This window comes from Flavobacterium adhaerens (assembly GCF_040045115.1).
Lineage (GTDB): Bacteria > Bacteroidota > Bacteroidia > Flavobacteriales > Flavobacteriaceae > Flavobacterium > Flavobacterium adhaerens.
Genome location: NZ_JBDLZX010000003.1, coordinates 347336 through 368592 on the forward strand (window position 1 = coordinate 347336; position 21257 = coordinate 368592).

1 protein-coding gene is annotated in these 21257 nt (G+C 37.8%); it reads right to left on the reverse strand.

Annotated features, from left to right (window positions below):
• Positions 1-8: 8 nt before the first annotated feature.
• Positions 9-21242, reverse strand: coding sequence for a T9SS type B sorting domain-containing protein (locus ABEB18_RS06080; protein ID WP_348798281.1), 21234 nt, complete (start codon positions 21240-21242; stop codon positions 9-11).
• Positions 21243-21257 lie beyond the last annotated feature (15 nt).

Consider the following 21257-nt stretch of genomic DNA (forward strand, 5'->3'; position numbering starts at 1 on the left):
CTCTTATTTTATCTGTAAAGTGTAAAGTGACCTATAAACTCGCGATCATCTTTAGAATGTCTTAATTTCAATACATACCAGTAATCACCCATTGGCAATTCGGCACCTTTGTATTTACCATCCCAAGATTGTCCTGCTCCAAAGCGTCCTACTTCACGTCCGTATCTATCGTAAACTACGAATTCAATATCTGGGTAATTAGTAGTATTTGTTGGTTCCCAAGTATCATTTGTACCGCTTCCATCAGGTGTAAACACATTTGGAATTTCGATATCAACAAACTCGAAATACTTAGTTGCACTAGCACTACATCCGTTGCTATCTGTTACTGTTACAGTATAGTTACCAGATCTGAAGTACACATATTTATTATTAGAACCGATATCTTCACCATTTACAGAATAAGTGTAAACTCCAGAACCACCAGTTACAGTAGCGACAATTTCGTTCAATCCTCCAAGATCGATAGTGATTGCCAACGGATCAATTTGATCAATATGGAACACTTCGGTTGCGGCTATACATCCGTTAGCATGTTGTACCATTATGAAATGATCACCAGGAGTCAGATTCGTAAACTCATTGCTAGTTTGCGTTACTGTACTGTTGTCTAATGAATAAACAACATCTGCTGGATTGTTACTAGGATCGATAGTTACCGTTACTTTATTGGCTGGTAAATCGTTCACACAATCATAATTTAAGCTTGCAACTGGATCTAAAGTTACAGAAGGATCTAATTGTACCAATAATTCAAATGTACATGTATTAGCATCTTGAATGTAAACTGTATGATCTCCTCCAGATAGTGCTGTAAAGTCAACTTGAGTAGGATCTGCTACTGGGCTGTATGTTCCATTAATGTCATCTAAACTTACAGTATATGGACCAACTCCTCCAGAGATTGCAATACTAAATGCTCCCTCATTGGTATCAGAACAAACAGATTGTTGAATAGATCCTGGAATGACATCAGCAGCAATAGAAGTTGGTTCAGTAACTTCAATATCTTCAATTAAAATGAAACATCCGTTTTCATCTTGAACTAAGACATCGTATAAACCTGGTTTCAAGTTCTCGAAAGTACCACTCTCTAAGAATTTATCCATATCAGGCTCAATTGCATACTTAATGATTCCTGTACCACCAGAGGCTGTTATGATTATTTTACCATCGCCATTACCATTACAGGTCACAGGAACTGTTGTGTATGGTGCCGATAATGATGTGTCAGGCTCTATAATATTAACTGGTCCTTCTACTTTATTACAATCACCACTATCTACTCTTACATAGTAAATTCCTGCAGGCAATTGAGTGAAATTACCAGGAGTACTTTGTAATCCTACGGTAATTGCGTTACCAGAAGCATCTACTAGAGAATAAACATAATTGCCTAAACCTCCATTTGCTTCAGCAATTATAACTCCAGTAACATCATCTTTACAATTGATAACAGCATTTTCAGTTTTTAATACGATATCTAACTCTTCTAAAGGATCATTTGTAATACCATTAGAAACAATACTCACACAACCATTAGCATCACGTACATAGAAACTGAATTCTCCATTTGGTACAGCGAAAGTAACACTGTTACCAGACATCGCAATCGGGCTTGCAAAACCTGCATCAGCACTGTAAGCGTATGGTGCAGTTCCTCCACTTGCTGTAAGTGTCAATGTTGCTTGAGTTAAACAAGTTTGTGACGTTGCTTTTACTAAACTAGCTTCAACTTTTGTTGGCTCGTTAATAGTAATTACTGCAGACGTTCCGCTACAACCCCATCCATCAGTAGCCGTAATCGTATAAGTTCCAGCTCCTAATCCTGTAAATACTCCTGAGCTTTGAGGTCCAGAAGAAATTACTGGTGATAATGATGTATAATTTAATGTGTATAAGTAATTACTTCCTTGACCATTAGTTGCTACAGCAGTAATAGTAACTGATTTATCACCATTACATGCAACTAATGATACATCTGGAGTTGCTGTTACAGTTATAGGTGTAGGATTGTTCAATACAACTTCTACAAATGCAATACATCCTTTACTGTCTCTTACATTAACTCTATAATTACCATTTGTCAAGTCAGTGAAATTGAATTCAGAACCGTAAGGAACAGCTTCAACACCATTTCTCATTAATTGATATTCATAATTACCAACCCATCCACCTGTAGCCGAAACTTGGATGCTTCCGTCATTACCTGGGGTACAAGTTATCTCAGTATGTGTTTCAACAACAGACAATACAGCAGATGGTTGTTCAATCGTAAATGTCGTTGTAACTGGACATTGTGGATTGTTTGTTAATGTTGCTGTTACAGTATATAATCCTGCCGTTAAACCAGAAAGTGTTAATGGTCCAGCTGTAGCAGAAGTACCTGTACTTGGTGTTGGTCCAGTTACTACGTAACTGAAAGCACCTGCATCGTCGGTTGGAACAGCTTGTGTATCTACTAATGTCAACTCAACTGTACCTTCATTTGAACCATAACAAATTACATCACTTGTTTTCACCGCTTTCAATTCGAAAGTATTCGGTTCATTTACATAATGATATTGCTGTAAACTACAACCAGTAGTAGGATTAGTTACAGTAATTAAATAATCAGCCACTTTCAATCCTAAGAAAACACCTGTTGAATTAGTCTGACTTGGATAAATACCACCCACAACACCTGTTGAAGCATTAACATCTACTAAAGTGTAAACTAAACCTGCTGGTGTACCACCTGTAGTAGTTACAGAAACAGTAATAGCTTCATCGGCTACACAAGTGATCGGAGTATTAACTGTAACCACTATTTCATCTAAACTTATAAATGGATTAATAGTAATTGGTGCAGTAGAAGATCCAATACAACCTTTATCATCCGCAACTGTTACAGAGTAAGTTCCACCTGTGTAGTTCGTTTCGATGTACACATTAGAAGTTCCTCTTTGAACGCTTGTTGTTCCATTAAAGAATTCATAAATAGTATAAACATTAGATCCTCCTGTAACATTATCAACCGTAATAGTAGCGTGGTTAGCATCATTACCTGCTGTACATCCAAATTGAACCACTGTTGGTGTGTTTACCACAATTGGTGCTGGTTGAGTGATCGTAATATCTTCTTGATCTTCGCAAAGTCTTCCTGATACAACTTTTACAGTATAATCACCCGCTTCTAAATTGGTAAATACTGGTAATGTTTGAGCTGCTCTCACAACAGGAACACCTGCTAGTGTCGTTCCAGTCAATTCATAAGTATAAACTGGGTTATCATTAACACCAGGAGCACTTAAGTCTATTGAAGCTGTAATAGTTCCATCATTTCCACCATTACAAGTCACATCTGTTTTGTCTACAGTAAGACCAGTAATATCAGTTGCTCTAATTAAATCTAAAACAACTGTATCTGTACAACCTGTCACTACATCACGAACAACAATAGTGTGTGATCCATGAGATAATCCAGTGAAGGTATGGGTATCTGCCGAAACAATAGCACCTCCATCTAATTGGAATCTATAATTTCCTGCTCCTGTACCACCCGTAACAGATACTTCTACACTACCGTCGTTAAAACTACAACTTGGTAAAGCTGTAATATTTGTTGCCAATACTAATGGCTCAACAATAGTAACTAATGTTGGGAATGTAAACTCACAACCATTAGCATCTTTGATCGTGATATCATAACTTCCTGCATTACTTACTGTAAAAGTAGGCGAAGTTTGGAAACCAGAACCAATACTGTACTGGAATGGCCCTACACCTGTTCCGTCGATAACAGTAATTTCATAAGTTCCACTTGTACTAGGACATTGAGAACTTAATGTAGCCGTAAATCCTGTTGGTAAAGCATCAGTTGCAATCGTTATTGGTAATTGAGCTTCACAATCATTATTGTCTTTTACGTAAGCAATCCAATTAGTGATTGTTTTATCAAGAACTGCATAAGCGTTTGCAGTATAATCAGTCGCAACAGGAGTTTGACCTACTGGTTTGAAAGCATATAAATAAGTTGGAGTTCCTCCAATAGCTTCTACAGTTACCTGAGCATCTGTCATACATGTTGCATTGATATTGCTCACTGGATTTAATCCTAATACTGCTGGCTCTGAAATCGTAGCTGGAGCAGATGCTATACAACCAGATACTAAATCAGTAATATTCAATGTATAAGAACCTGCTGCTAATCCAGTTATCGTAACGGTATCACCTGAAATGGTTTGAGTACCAGCCAATGGACTTAGCACAGCGCTAAATGTTCCTGTATAATTAGCCACTTTGAACTCTAATGTTCCGTTAGCTCCAGCATTACAAGTAACCGCTTTAATTTCTTGACCTGAAACGGTAATGTTTACTAAAGGTTCTACTGTGTAATAAGCCTCGTCTGTACAACCGTTAGCATCTGTAACACGGAATAAGTATGTATCTGCATCTAAACCTGTAAAGATTCCAGATGTAGCTCCTGTTGTATTTCCTACTGCAGTAGCTGGTTCTACAATTTCGAATGCTAAACTTCCGATTCCACTTGATGTCGCAACCGTAACAGTACTTTGTGTGTTTCCAGCTGAACACCATAAATCGGTTCCAGTAACCGTATCGATAACTGGTGGATTCAAGGCATCAATTGTAGTAGTCAATGTTCCTACAAATGGACATCCGTTGGCATCACGAACATAAGCTGTTACCGTTTCTGCTGTAAATGTTTTGTAAACATTGTTTGATGAATAATTGATTCCATCAAAACTGTATTGGTATGGTGCTGTTCCTGTTGTAGCATCAACTGTTACCGTAACCTCTGCTTGTGTTGCAACATTAGCTGTTCCACAAGTTAGTGGTGTAGTTACTGCGATACTAGCAACCAATGCTGTTGGTTGACCTATAGTTACATCAACTGATATTGATGGACAACCTTTCGCATCTTTGATAGCAATTGCATAAGTACCAGCTACTAAGTTGGCGAAATAATTATCCGTTTGGAATGCTCCTCCATTGATACTGTACGTATAAGGTGCTATTCCATTAGCAGCTGTTATAGTTATCGTTCCATCAGAACCTCCTGGACAACTTACATTAATATGTGAAGTTGTAAAGTCTGGTGTTGTTGTTGGAGTTACAGTAACAACGTTAGAGAATGCCTCACATCCTTGAGCATCTGTCACTCTAAACTGATAATCTCCAGCTACGTTTACTGTATGTGTATTACCAGTAATGGCTGTGAAAGTTCCTCCATTAAAGCTTACTTCGTAAGCTCCGTAAGGTGTTGTTCCTTGAGTAGCCAATACATCGATAGTAGCATCAACATCACAAGTTAAATCTTGTGTCAAAGTAGCTTGTAACAACAATTGTTGTTTCAAGGTGTAAGTAGTGCTTACCACACATCCGTTACCATCTTTGATATAGAATGTATAATCACCAGGGGCATTCAAGGTAAAGTTTGGACTTGATTGGTAGCCATTTCCAATACTGAACTCTGGTGTTCCTACATACGTTCCCGTAATCGTAATGTTTACTGGTGCACCTGTGTAGCAATACAATCCTGCTGATGAATTAATAGTTGGTAAGGCATCGATAGTAATCGCAAAATCATGTTGCGTTGTACAATCGTTAGCATCTTTTACATATACGGTCCAGTTCAATCCTAAAGTAGCATCTAGTACTGCATCGGCTGAAGCTGTGTAATCTCCAGCTGCTGGTGCCCCTGCAGTTGTTAATGCATAAGCATACGTATAATTTGGCGTTCCACCGGTAACGGTAGCCGTTACTCTAGCGCCATAGTTACAGTTCGCTGCTTGTATTTGACTTCCAAATACGCTTAAAGCTAAAGCTGGTTGGTCAATGATTACTGTAGCTGTTGCTGTACAACCTGTAGTTTCATCGGTTACCACTATTACTTGGTTGCCTATAGCTAATCCTGTTAATGGAATTGTTGCTGCTGTTTGTCCTGTTACTGCAGTACCTCCATTGATAGTATAACTGTATGTTCCCGTGAAGTTACCCACGGTAAACTCTGCTGTTCCGTTTGTTAATCCGAAACATGATACATCTGCAGTTACTTGACCTGAAACGGTAATGTTTACTAAAGGTTCAACTGTGTAATAAGCCTCGTCTGTACAACCGTTAGCATCTGTAACACGGAATAAGTATGTATCTGCATCTAAACCTGTAAAGATTCCAGATGTAGCTCCTGTTGTATTACCTACAGCACTAGCTGGTTCTACAATTTCGAATGCTAAACTTCCGATTCCACTTGATGTAGCAACTGTAACTGTACTTTGTGTGTTTCCAGCTGAACACCATAAATCGGTTCCAGTAACCGTATCGATAACTGGTGGATTCAAGTCATCAATTGTAGTTGTTAATGTTCCTACAAATGGACATCCGTTAGCATCACGAACATAAGCTGTTACCGTTTCTGCTGTAAATGTTTTGTAAACATTATTTGATGAATAATTAATACCATCAAAACTATATTGGTAAGGTGCTGTTCCTGTTGTAGCATCAACTGTTACCGTAACCTCTGCTTGAGTTGCTGCATTAGCTGTTCCACAAGTTAATGGTGTAGTAACGGCAATACTAGCCAATAGTGCTGTTGGTTGATCTATGGTTACATCAACTGATGCTGATGGACAACCTTTCGCATCTTTGATTGCAATAGCATACGTTCCTGCTGCTAAGTTTGCAAAATAATTATCCGCTTGGAATGCGCCTCCATCGATACTGTACGTATAAGGTGCAATTCCATTAGCAGCTGATACAGTTATCGTTCCATCAGAACCTCCTGGACAACTTACATTAATGTGTGAAGTTGTAAAGTCAGGTGTAGTCGTTGGAGTAACGGTAACAATATTGGACAATGCCTCACATCCTTGAGCATCGGTTACTTTAAACTGATAATCTCCAGCTATACTTGTTGTATAAGTACTTCCTACAATAGGTGTATAAGTACCTCCATTGAAACTTACTTCATAAGCTCCGTAAGGTGTTGTTCCTTGTGTAGCCAATACTGTCATCGTTGCATTTACATCACAAGTTAAATCTTGCGTCAATGTAGCTTGTAACAACAATTGTTGTTTCAAAGTATAGGTTGTACTTACCACACATCCATTTCCGTCTTTGATATAGAAGGTATAATCACCTGGTGCATTCAAGGTAAAGTTTGGAGTTGATTGGTAGCCGTTTCCAATACTGAACTCAGGTGTTCCTACATACGTTCCTGTTATAATAATGTTTACTGGTGCTCCAGTGTAGCAATACAAGCCTACTGCTGAATCGATTGTTGGTAATGCATCAATAGTGATTGCAAAATCATGTTGCGTTGTACAATCGTTAGCATCTTTTACATATACTGTCCAGTTCAATCCTAAAGTAGCATCTAATACTGCATCGGCTGAAGCTGTATAATCTCCAGCTGCTGGAGTTCCTCCAGTTGTTAATGCATAAGCATACGTATAATTTGGCGTTCCACCGGTAACGGTAGCCGTTACTCTAGCGCCATAGTTACAGTTCGCTGCTTGTATTTGACTTCCAACAACGCTTAATGCCAATGCTGGTTGATCTATAGTCACCGTAGCTGTTGCTGTACAACCTGTAGTCTCATCCGTAACAACTATAACTTGGTTACCAATAGCTAATCCTGTTAATGGAATAGTCGTAGCCGTTTGAGCCGTTACTGGAGTTCCTCCGTTAATAGTATAACTGTATGTTCCGGTGAAATTACCCACGGTAAACTCTGCGGTACCATTAGTCAATCCAAAACATGATACATCGGCGGTTACTTGACCAGAAACGGTAATTGCAGTTACATCATTTACAGTGTATAATTCTTGATACGTACATCCATTGGCATCGGTTACTTGGAAAGTATAATCGCCAGGTGTTAAACCTGAGAAAATTCCTGTTGTGTTACTAATTCCAGTAGTAAGGTTTTCATAAGTGAATGCACCTACTCCATCTGTAACAGAATTTATAGTAACTGTACTTGTTTGACTAGCCACTGGCATACAATAAATTGGTGTACCTGTAATATCCATTTCCGTTGGTGGGTCAAGAGCAATTACTGTAGTTGACACATCAAAAATACATCCATTAGCATCTTTTACCTTAGCGGCAACCAAACCAGCTGTATAAGTTTCGAATGTGTTTTCAGATGAATAGTTTGCACCTGCATCAAAACTATACTCATAAGGTGCTGTTCCAGTTCCTGTAGTTACAGCAACAGTAACAATAGCTTTTGTAGTCGCATTACCTGTAGTACAAGTTAACTCAGTCGTTACTGAAGCAGTTGCATCAAGTGCTAAAGGTGTTCCAATAGTAAATGGTTCTGTATAAGTACACATTTTAGCATCACGTACAGTAACCATATAAGCGGTTCCAGCTGCTAATCCTGTGAATTCATTTTCTGGTTGGAATGATGATCCATCTAAACTATACATATACGGACCAACTCCGCCTGTAACATTAATCGTTACACTACCGTTACTATCCCCAGCACACAATACAGCAATTGGATTGGCTGTGATAGTTGGTACTGGTATTGGGTCTAAAGTTATAGGTGTGGTTGCCTGACAATCATCAGTAGTACTAACTGTATTATTATTATTCGTAACTCTAAACACATAATTACCTGTTGCTGAAGTTGTATGAACGTTACTACCCATAGTCACATAAGGACCTCCTATTCCTGTAGTAGAATATTCATAAGTATAAGTACCCGCTGGGTTTCCTCCTGTAGCTGTCAATGTAATTTCAGCCGCTGGTGAAGTTGTACAATCCAACTCTTTCGTCAAATCGGCTTTTAATTCTAATTGAGGATATACAAAATAATCAACATCGGCTGTACAACCGTTACCATCTTTGATAACTAAATTGTAAGTACCAGCAGCGTTGAATGTAAATGATGGAGTTGCTTGGAAAGCACTTCCGTTTACACTATAAGTAGCCCCACCAATAATGTCTGTATCAACTGTACCTGAGAAAGTAATTGTAAATGACGTTCCATCATAGCATATTGGTGCTGGTGCTGTAACTGTTGGAGCATCATCAGCATTTAATGTTACAGCAAATGGCTTGATACAACCGTAAGCATCTTTAGCATAAACAATATAATTGCCCGCATCTTTATTAAATGTACTTGTTGAAGCCCAAGCTAAATCTGTAGCAATTGGAGCTGGATCTGTAGCCAATAATATTTGATACGTATAAGGTGCTGTTCCATCTTTGGCAATAGCTGAAATTACTCCTGAATTTGGATTACAATTAGCATTTTTAGAAACTATTGCTGATACTGATAAATCAATAGCAGATTCAGTAATATTAAATGGTGCTGTCGCAATACTACATCCAGCATGTGTAGCACCAGCTGTCTCAGTAACTAATACAAAATAGTTTCCGAAAGGTAAACTTCCAAAATTACTGATCGTTAAAGAACCACTTGCTGGAATGGTTGTAGCAACAGCTGTACTAATTGCAGTAGTCGATTGTGAATCAAAAATTTGATACGTTACTGGTGTATCAACTCCGTACAATTGATTCAAAGTAAAAGTCACATTACCATCTGCACTTCCCTTACAAGTAATATTATTAGCAGTAAGAGAACTTACAGTAATTGTAGAGTTTGTAGGAATAGGGAATTCTGCCGTTTCATAATAATAACATCCTGTCAATCCATCGTGTACAACAAATGTATATGTTACTCCTGGAATTAAATTAGGAATAGTAGCTGATTTACTACCTGGTGAATCTTCATCATACCAAGGTAATGCAGTTGGTGCTGTATAGGTCAATCCAGGAGTATAAACTGCAAAGTGGAATGGGCCTACTCCAGTAATAGATGAACTTGCTCCAATAGCTACTACAGCAGAACCTGAAGTTGAACAATCTGCTGGTGGAGGCGTAACTGTTATATCCAAATCATCTGGCGGTGAAGCTACTAAAATGTCTTGTATCAACTTAGTACAGCCATTAGCATCAGTAACAATTAACTGATACAAACCAAAATCAACAATATCAAATACTTGTAAGTTACCAGGTTGATTCGGAATTTGTTGGTTATATCCATTAACCCCAGTTACATGATAAGTATAGTTTGGTGTTCCTCCAGTTACAGAATTTACAATAATTCTACCTAAAGAAACACCTCCTGCGGCACAAGTAATTGGATCAACATCATAATCAACTACAATTGGATCTGGCTGAGTTATAGTAATAAACTCCTCGTCAAAACATCCTTTGGCATCTGTAACGGTAACTACATAATAACCAGCTGGTAAACCAGAAGTTTGCGTACCAAAATCTTGAACTAAAAGTGTATGAGCTGCATCAGAATATTGTTGTACATTAACTACAAATGGAGCTTGCCCTAAAGCAGGGTTATAGACAACATTAATAGCCGCTGAATTATCACCATGACAACCAATAAATTGTGTTTGCGTTACACTAGTAATATCAGGGTTAACTGGAGCAGTAATACTCAATGGTAGTGTTGTAACCGCCGTACAAGTTGATAAATCAGTTACTCTGAATACATAAGAACCAACCACGCTAGTATTTAATACATTACTAGCCATTGGTAACCATGTAGTTCCGGCATCAATAGAATACTCATACGTTTTAGCACCTGGATTACCTCCTATTGCTGTTAAAGTAAATTGAGCATCTGCTGGAGCATTACATGTAATGCCTTTATTTAAAACGGCAGATAATGTTAACTGTGGATTAACCGTTACGGTGTTGCTTGTAGCAATACAACCGTTTCCATCTTTCATTTTGATAACATAATTTCCAGCCGTAGTCACTGGGAAAGTATTGCCCGCTTGCCATGAAGCACCATTGTTAATACTGTAAGTGATTGGTGTAACGATTGCTCCAACTGTAGTATTAGTAGCCGTAATCGTATAGCTGCCTGATCCTAAACATTGATTTACAGCCGAAGCAGAAACCGTTGGAACTGGGTCTGAAGCAATAGTAATAGGCAATACAAACGTACAACCTTTAGCATCCTTAATATGTGCATACCAAGTTAAGCTCGTAGTTGGGTTTAAATTGGCAATATTATTATTTGTATAAGTGCCTGGTGTAGTAGCCGAAGTTACAAATGAATAACTATAAGATGGAGTACCTCCAGTAGTTGTAACTGTAACTCTTGAAGTCGTTACATTACAATTTGCATTAACTGCAACATAACTAGCACCTAAAGCCGCTGTTGGTTGTGTGATAGTTACTGAATCTGTAGCAGAACAACCCGTTCCTGCATCAGTAACTATAAACGTATAAGTATCAGCTACAAGACCTGTATAAGTGAAAATTCCACCTGTATTTGATGTAAAAGTTACAGGATTACCCAAACTGTTAGTCAAAGTAGCTGTTATAACTCCAACATTGTTTGTTACTGTAAAACGAGCAGAACCATTAGTACCTCCAAAACAGTCAACATTGCTTAAAATTAGCTTAGCAACTGCAACTCTTGTAGCTGGATTTATTCTAAGGATTTCTGTATCATAACATCCATTAGCATCTGTTACTCTGAAGGTATAGTTTACGTTTTCTACTAAACCAGCAAAAACATTGTTGGTTCCATTGTTAACCACAGATGGGCTAGTCATTTGGTAATTAAGAGTACCCACTCCACCTGTAACAGTAATAGTAGCACTACTAGTAGTTGCATTACAAGTGATTGTTGTTGGTACAATTGATGCAATAACTGGTGGATTCAATGGCGCTATAATTGCTGCTTGAGCAACAGAGGTACAACCATTTGCATCTTTTACAATGATTTGGAAAGTTTGTGAACTACCTGTATTAACAACTGTTTTAATATTACTTGGTCCAAAACTAGAACCATTATCAAAACTATACGTATATGTACCAGTTCCTCCTCCAGCAGTAACTGTAATGGTTGCTGTTTGAGGTTGATTAGTCGTGCTACAAGTTAATGTCGTTTGTGCAATACTTGCAGTTACCGCAGCTGGCTGTGTAATAGTAGCATCTACTTGACCCACACAACCTTTACCATCTTTTACATAGAAAGTATGAGTTCCTTGTGCCAATCCTGTAAATGTAGCACCTGCTACAAATGTTATATTATCACGGCTATAAGTATAATTTGAACCTGAACCTCCTGATCCTGTTAAGGTAACCGAACCGTTAGTTCCTCCATTACAAGAAACGTTCACTTGGCTTGCTACCGCTACTGCAGGGTTAGTTCTTGCAATTACCGTCGCTTGTGCTGTTGTTTGACAACCATTAGCATCGGTAATCGTAAAGGTATATGTATCAGCATTAGCAACTAATACAGTATGTGTAAATGTAGGACCAGCTACTCCTGTAGTTGGAGCACTTGGCGTACCTGCACCTTTGGTAACTGTATAACTGTAAGGGGCTCTTCCTCCTGTAATAGTTGTAGTGATTGTAGCATTTGGCGTAGCTGTACAATCTAATTCTTTTGTAGTTTGAGCATTAGCTGTCAATATTGGATAAACCGTAATGGCTGCTGCTGTAGCTTTACAACCATTGGCATCACGAACCGTTATAACATAAGGTGCAGTTCTTGAACTTACAGTAAATATTCCTGTAGTGTTCGTAAAATCATTACCGTCTATACTGTAATGTAATGGTGCCACTCCCCCTGTTCCTGTAGCCGTAATGGTAAAGGTACTGTTAGAGGTTGCGGTACATTGATTGTTCAAATCTGCTATTACCGTTGGCTGATTATCATAAATAATCGTTACCGTAGTCATTGCTGTACAACCGTTGGCATCTTTTGCCCAAACATCCCAAACCAAATTAGCTCCCGAATTCGTATCTACAACGATTGGGTTCGCTGCATATGCCGTAGCCGCTGGTGCTGGCTGACCTGTTCTAACTGCTGCATAGGTATAGCCTGCAGTTCCTCCTGTGGCTATTCCTGTTATTTGCGAAGTGAATCTATTACAATTTACATTTGTAGCTGTAGCTGTTAAGCCTAAAACTGCTGGTTGATTAATTGTAATTGACGCTGGAGTTGTTGCTGTACAACCTGTAGCACTATCCAAAACATTAATCGTATAAGTACCCGCTGTCAAACCTGTAACTGTAATGGTGTTATCCGTTTTTACGGCTGTTCCTGTATTTGGTGTAATGGTAAAGGTATAGTTCCCAACGGTAGCATTTCCTGAAACGGTATAAGTAATCGCTCCTGTGGCTCCTCCATTACACAATACATCGCTCACTACATTTCCTGCGACTGCAATTGGTGTAACTGCATTTATTGTATATGCTTCTTCATAGTAACATCCATTGGCATCGGTAACTCTAAAGTTGTACGTATCTGGTGCTAGACCTGTAAATACTCCTGTGGTATTTGAAGTTACGACTCCTACTGGTGAGGTAATCGCAAATGTCAACGGCGCTACACCGTTAGTAGCTGTAACTGTTAAGGTTGTCTGTGGTGCGTTACAAGTAATTGCTGCTGCCACAAATGCTAAATCTGTCGGTGGATTTAAGCCATTCACTACTACCGAAGTGTTAAACGGACATCCGTTAGCATCAGTAACTACAATGTTGATGGTTTGGTTCGTACCGTTATCAGTAACTGTATAAGTATTGGTTCCGTTTGAAGTTCCGTTAAAAGTATAAGTATAAGGTGAAGTTCCTGTAGTTGGTGGTACAACAGTTACTAAAGCCGTTTGTTTAACATTTGATGTATTACAAGACAGCGGAGTAGCTGAAGCTGTTGTCGTTAAAGCTGTTGGTTGTGTTATCGTAACTGGAATTGAACCCACACAACCTTTACCATCTTTTACATAGAAAGTATAAGTTCCTGCAGTTAATGCTGAGAATGTAGCACCTGCTACAAATGTTATATTATCACGGCTATATGTATAATTTGAACCTGAACCTCCTGATCCTGTTAAGGTAACCGAACCGTTAGTTCCTCCATTACAAGAAACATTTACTTGGCTTGCTACCGCTACTGCAGGATTAGTTCTTGCAATTACCGTCGCTTGTGCTGTTGTTTGACAGCCATTAGCATCGGTAATCGTAAAGGTATATGTATCAGCATTAGCAACTAATACAGTATGTGTAAATGTAGGACCAGCTACTCCAGTAGTTGGAGCACTTGGCGAACCAGCACCTTTGGTAACTGTATAACTGTAAGGTGCTCTTCCTCCTGTAATGGTAGTTGTTATTGTAGCATTTGGAGTAGCTGTACAATCTAATTCTTTTGTAGTTTGAGCATTAGCTGTCAATCTTGGATAAACTATAATGGCTGCTGCTGTAGCTGTACATCCATTAGCATCTTTAACCGTTACTACATAAGGTGCTGTTCTTGATACTAAATTATTAAATACATTAGAAGTTTGGAAACTTGTTCCATCGATACTGTATTCTAAAGGAGCTACTCCTCCTGTTCCTGTAGCTGTAATGGTAAAGGTACTGTTAGAGGTTGCGGTACATTGATTGTTCAAATCTGCTATTACCGTTGGCTGATTATCATAAATAATCGTTACCGTAGTCATTGCTGTACAACCGTTGGCATCTTTTGCCCAAACATCCCAAACCAAATTAGCTCCCGAATTCGTATCTACAACGATTGGGTTAGCTGCATATGCCGTAGCCGCTGGTGCTGGCTGACCTGTTCTAACTGCTGCATAGGTATAACCTGCAGTTCCTCCTGTGGCTGTACCTGTAATTTGTGAAGTGAATCTATTACAATTTACTTTTGTTGCAGTTGCTGTTAAGCCTAAAACTGCTGGTTGGCTTATTGTAATTGGTGCTGATGTACCTGCATTACAACCTGTAGCACTATCTACAACATTGATGGTATAAGAACCCGCTGTCAAACCTGTAACTGTAATGGTGTTATCAGTTTTTACAGCTGTCCCTGTGTTAGGTGTAATTGCAAATGTATAGTTTCCAACTGTAGCATTTCCTGAAACGGTATAAGTAATCGCTCCTGTCGCTCCTCCATTACACAATACGTTGCTTACTACATTTCCTGCAACTGCAATTGGAGTTACTGCATTTATTGTATGTGCTTCTTCATAGTAACATCCATTGGCATCGGTCACTCTAAAGTTATAGGTATCTGGTGCTAGACCTGGAAATATTCCTGTTGTATTTGAGGTTACTGCTCCTGCTGGTGAGGTAATCGCAAATGTCAACGGTGCTACACCGTTAGTAGCTGTAGCCGTTAAGGTAGTTTGTGGTGCATTACATGTAATTGCTGCTGCTACAAATGCTAAATCTGTCGGTGGATTTAAGCCATTAACTACAACTGATGTGTTAAATGTACATCCATTAGCATCGGTAACTACAATGTTGATCGTTTGATTCGTACCGTTATCAGTAACTGTATAAGTATTAGTTCCATTTGGTGTACTTCCGTTAAAACTGTATTGGTAAGGCGATGTTCCTGTAGTTGGTGGTACAACAGTCACTAAAGCCGTTTGTTTTACATTTGATGTATTACATGACAACGCAGTAGCCGAAGCTGTCGTTGTTAAAGCGCTTGGTTGGGTCAAAGTAATAGTACCTGATTCTGTACAACCATTACTGTCTTTAACTTGGTAAGGATAAGCAATTCCTGCACTCAAACCAGTATAAACTGTTGTTGTTGTAAAGGCGCTGTTGTTAAAACTATACGTATAATCTCCTGATCCTCCAGCTCCTGCTAATGTAACTTGACCATTAGTTGCTCCATTACATCCAACTTGTGTTGGAGTAGCAGTAACTGTTGGGTTAGTTATAGCGTTTACAATAGCACTTGCAGTAGTACTACATCCTGTGGCATCCGTAATAGTAAAATTATATGTATTGGCTGTCGCTGTAGAATAAGTAATACTAGTAACTCCTGACGCTAAAGTAGTTGGGCCAACTCCATTAACCGTATAAGAGTAAGGTTGTGTACCGCCACTTAATCCAATTGTAATGGTAGCATCTGTAGCTGGATCACAAAGTAAACCAGTAACTACTGGAGTATTGGCAATCAATGCCGGAGCAATGATAATATTTGAAATTGTAGCCGTACAGTTATTCGTATCTGTAACAGTTATAGTATGAGTTCCTGAAGTAACATTCGTAAATGTATTATCAGGCTGTGGTGTTTGAGCATCTAATTGATAACTAAAAGTTCCTGAACCTCCTGTTGCATTAACAATTAAGGTTGCTTCATTAGTAGCATCAAAACACAAATCTGAACTAGCATCTAGTGTTGCAGCCAAGGTTGGAGCAGCAATAACCTCTACAGGCGCACCCACTGCACTTATACATGAATTAGCATCTCTTGCGAAAACAGTGTAGTTTCCTACTGGAACATTTATAAAGGTAGCATCATGAGGAAATTCGTAACCTGCAATAGCTGTTATACCATCTGCTGCGCGCAATTCGTACTCATAAGCAGGCGTTCCTCCATCAGCTTCAGCCGTAATTGTAGCACCAGTTGTACAAGTTGCTGGACTAGTTACTTGTGCAGTAACCGTTACAGCAGTTGGAGCAGTTATTGCTTGTGTTAAAGTGTAAGAACAACTTCCTGTTGCATCATTGCGAACAATAATAGTATGCGAACCTGCATTAAGACCTGTAATCACTAATTCAGAATCTGTTGTTGGGATAAATGCTCCTCCATCAACATTATATTCGTAACCTGCCGTAGTATCAAAGTTTTCAGCTAAAATAGTGATTGTTCCATCAGAAGCTCCATTACATGTTACATTAGTGAATCTTGGGATAGAAGCTTTGAACTCATTACCGCTAGTAATCGCAAATGGAATTACTTTTTCGTTACCACATGATTTTGGTATTTGGTAAACATGGATGTCATCTATCGCTAAATCGTTACCGCTAACTACCTGACTATCTGATAATATTTGAAATTCTAAATCAGTATTAGGACCAGGGTTTAATGTTAAAAGTGAGCCTGTTAATGTTGTACTAAAATGCCACTTTTCATCTCTCGGAATATCTGGCATTGCTACAGTAGCAATCACGGTTCCGTTTTTAACCAACTGTACTCTTAGTTTTGGTGAAGGTAAATTATTAGAAGTTCTCAATAGATTGGTCATATACAATGACACATTAATCTCTTGATTTGGCAATACATCATTAATTGGTTTACTGTATAATACAGCTCCTAAAGGAATCGTTGCCCCTATATTTACGGCTAAGAAACGACCATCTGTAATTGTTGCTGATGTACCATTCATTTCGGCAGTGTGGTCTTTTGGCAACCACCAACGGAAATCATTATAATGATCAGCTAATAAACCTTTTGTAACCACATAATCCCCATCATTCATCAACCAAGGATGCCAATCCGACAAAGCACAAGTTGCAAAAGCCATGGTGTTTCCATCCTGATCTTCTCTACAATATGCAGGATTAATTCCAGGTGAAGAAGTATCTCCTCCTCTACCAAAATCTTCTTGCAATAAGTTACTAAAACTAGATACGGTTTGTACGTTGTAAGTTACCTTAATATTGTGATTACCAGTAGGTACGTTGGTAAATACATTATTTCCAATTGGAGAATTAGGAACAAACGCTCCTGTACCATTCAATTGTATATAATACTCATACGTATAACTTGCTCCACCTGTAGAGGTTGGTGGTGTAACGGTAACTGTTGCTGTCGCACTACCATCACAATTGTAAACTGTATTTACGTTATCGCTTATACTTGGATCGGCTGGTTTTGGATCTAATACAACTGGATAAGGAATTTGGAATATACATCCTTGCGAATCTCTTACCGCTAAATTATAAGTTCCAGCTACTACATATTTCTCAGATACATTTTCCCATGTTTGTTGACCATCAAAACTATATTGGTATCCAGGAGTTCCTCCCTCAACATTAGTAATACGTAAAAGTCCAGATGGCTGCCCATTTATTAAAGCACCACAACCAGCCAATTCACCCACGCCAGCCGATGCCGTTACTGCTGAAGAAGCTCCTGTAATAATAACAGGAACTGCTGGATCTTGACAATATATTGTTTCTTGGTTATTGTTTTGAGACGTATACGTTATACCATATCGTACTACAACATTATACGTACCAGGAGAAAGATTAGAGAAAGTAGGATTAGTAACAAATGTCCCTCCGTTATTAATACTGTAAGACATAGAGTGACCATTAGCCACTACATTTTCTATTCTGATTTCAGAACCCGATCCGTAACAAGTAGCACTAGTACTGTCAATTGTATAAGTTGGTTTATCGTTATTAGGTATTGTTACTGATGTTATCTGACTACAATTCTTTGAATCAACAACCTCTATATCATATTGTCCTGGGGTAGTAACGATTATCTCGTTTGAAGTCTGAAATGTAGTCGACCCATTAATAAAATAATAATAAGGACTAGTTCCTCCTTGAGCTCTAATTACAATTTTACCATCACTACATGATGTTAATGGTGCTACAATGGCAGCTGTGGCTGTTAAGGCATTATAAACACCGTCAATATAAGGATAATTTGACACATCACATCCGTCTGCTGTGGTTACACGAACTTGATAAGTTTTAGCAGGTGTCAAATCTGTAAAGGTATAATCACTTTCAGTAATCGGTCCAACGCTGTTTACTAAAGTACCTCCGTCATATATATAATAATTATAACTTGGATAACCATCATTGGCAATTACTTTTATACTTCCCTTTTCACCAAAACATACCGGATGAGTGATAGATGATGTAACAGTAAAATTTCTTTTTCTAATTTGAATATTAGGGATTGAAAAAACACAACCATTAGTAACTCCTACTTGTCTGATAAAAACAGTATATAATCCTTCAGTAGTAATTGCAAAACTATTACTTGGACCATAAGTGGTTGGTGTAGTACCACCAACATTACTTATACTATACTCATAATCAGTAGGTACATTTCCGACTGTAATATTTCCAGGGGTTGTACATATTATGTCTTTATGTGTCTCTGTAGGATCTAATAAATTCTGATACACATTAAAATAGAAACGATTGAAACAATTACCAGGATATGTCATGGTAAGTCTAAACTGACCCGATGTATTAGCGATATAATTTGCGCCTGTCCCAACTACATCCCAAGTACAAGAGTCTGCTTCATTAGCACAATTCGGATTGGTAACAGCTGCACAACTTCCTTCATTTAATTTTTCCCAAATAATGGTTGAACCATCTGAAATATTAGTAATAATTTCTTTTGTCGCATTGGCTCCACACAAAAAGATATTCGGCAATAATTTTCCATCATTAGGACAAGTCACAACCTCATTCGCAAATGGAATAACCGGATTGTTTACAACACCTCCATAACGACTTACAGTTACAGCTTCGGTAATAGACAAACAAGGAGCTACAGCCGTATTATACACATAATAAATACCTGGATTCGTAACCGTAAGTGTTTGACTATTCCCTATAATTGTACCTGATGTATTCCCGTTGTTATCAAAAGGGGCTGTTGACCATTTATAACTTTCATAACCATTGGCTGCAGAAATAACAACACTATTACCACACAATACTTCACTTTTGGTAAACTCGCAATCATCAATACCTACTAAAAAGTTTGTCGCTTTAGGAACTAATATACACCCTGTACTGGTATTGATACTAGGATCATCGGAAATTGTAAAAGTAGTATTTACAGTTCCTTTATATGTTGCATAAGCTTGATTATCGATACTATTAGAACAAGCATCACTTAACATATTACAACTAGGAACTACTTGTACTTTTAACCGAATTATCGAAATACCATCGCCTATTTCTACAATACTGTTATTAACATTAAAAACAATTTCTCTAGTAGCTGCATTGTAACTGTTAATTGATACTCCTGGTGGAAGAGAAACAGAAGATGCATCTGCAGGATAATTAAAAATAGTATTTATCGGCAATATGTCTCGGATAGTAAGTGAGGTTGCATGGTCATTACCAACATTTTGCAATCCTATTTCATAATTTAAAATTTGTCCTAAAGTTACATTTTGATTACCAATATCTACGCCATCAGTATTCTTGACAATTTTAGTAAGCACAATTTTTGGCTCAATAATTTCAACATTAAAAGCATTAAAAAATAAACCATAACCATCCCCACCTGTACTTAACTTTAAAGTTGCTTCAGTTTCGTTATTCTTTATGATTGTATTTTTGGAATTGTCTAAATTAATAATACCTGAATCGTATCCTAATGTATTGCTACTATTTGGACTTCTATCAGTATATGGACCACTAACATCATTAATTGTACTGTTAAAAAAATTATCAACCTTACGCTCGTTGGTTGATATATCATAATTGTTTATCGTATATTTATCCTTTGTAGTACCAAAATCCCCCTCTAAAGAAGCAAAAGCTAGTTTTGCTTTAACTACTCCTGTGGGAATTGTTTTAAAACCAGAAACTTTATATGTAACTGGATTAGTGTTGGCTTGAATCCAACTTAAACCATCAAAAGATGTAATGTATTTTGCAGTTGATTTAGGATCTTCATATACTACAAACAAAGACCACCCTGCACAAAACCCCCCATTACTTAATTGTCCGACACTCGAAGTAATATTAGCAACGGTATAAGAACCTTCTGGATTAGAAAGCCCTTCAATCATAGATGTTACATCTTTATAATACACATACGGTATTTGATCACCATTGGTTGTACTTGGATGATAATCGTAAATTAAATCTCCCGTTAGGTCATTATAATTATTTTGATTGGCCAATTTGAACTTTACTTTTCCTAATTCAGAACGTTTGACAGTCCCATTATCAGCATCACTCTTTTTATAAATTCCAGACCAATATAACCCTGCATAAACAATTTTATAACATTCTTGACTAGCCGTTGGAATTTTTAAAGTTGCGGAACTCGAGCTAAAAGTTGAACCATCACTGTCAATATCAACATATTGCATATTGAGGTCATTATTATTCTTTGTCCCATTATAAGAAACATTAGGACCATCACTATTCTCTTTTCGATTCACAATGTTGTTACCAATCAAAAGCATATCTCCTTTCAAACTACTATCAAATCGTGGAGTAAAATCCTTTTGCCCTAATACAACAAAACTTTGTAAAATAAAGAAAAGCAGTAGCACAAAAGTGCGACTACTTGGTTTTGGAAAACGTATAGTTTGAGAAGGAATAACTCTCAAACTACACAATTTTTTTTCTTTAGAAATAAGGTCGAATAAAAAGGTTTGAAACGCATTTTCAAACAAAGATAACAACCAATAAATAAGATTAGAAAAAGTAGATTTTTTCATGTTTTTGTATATTTA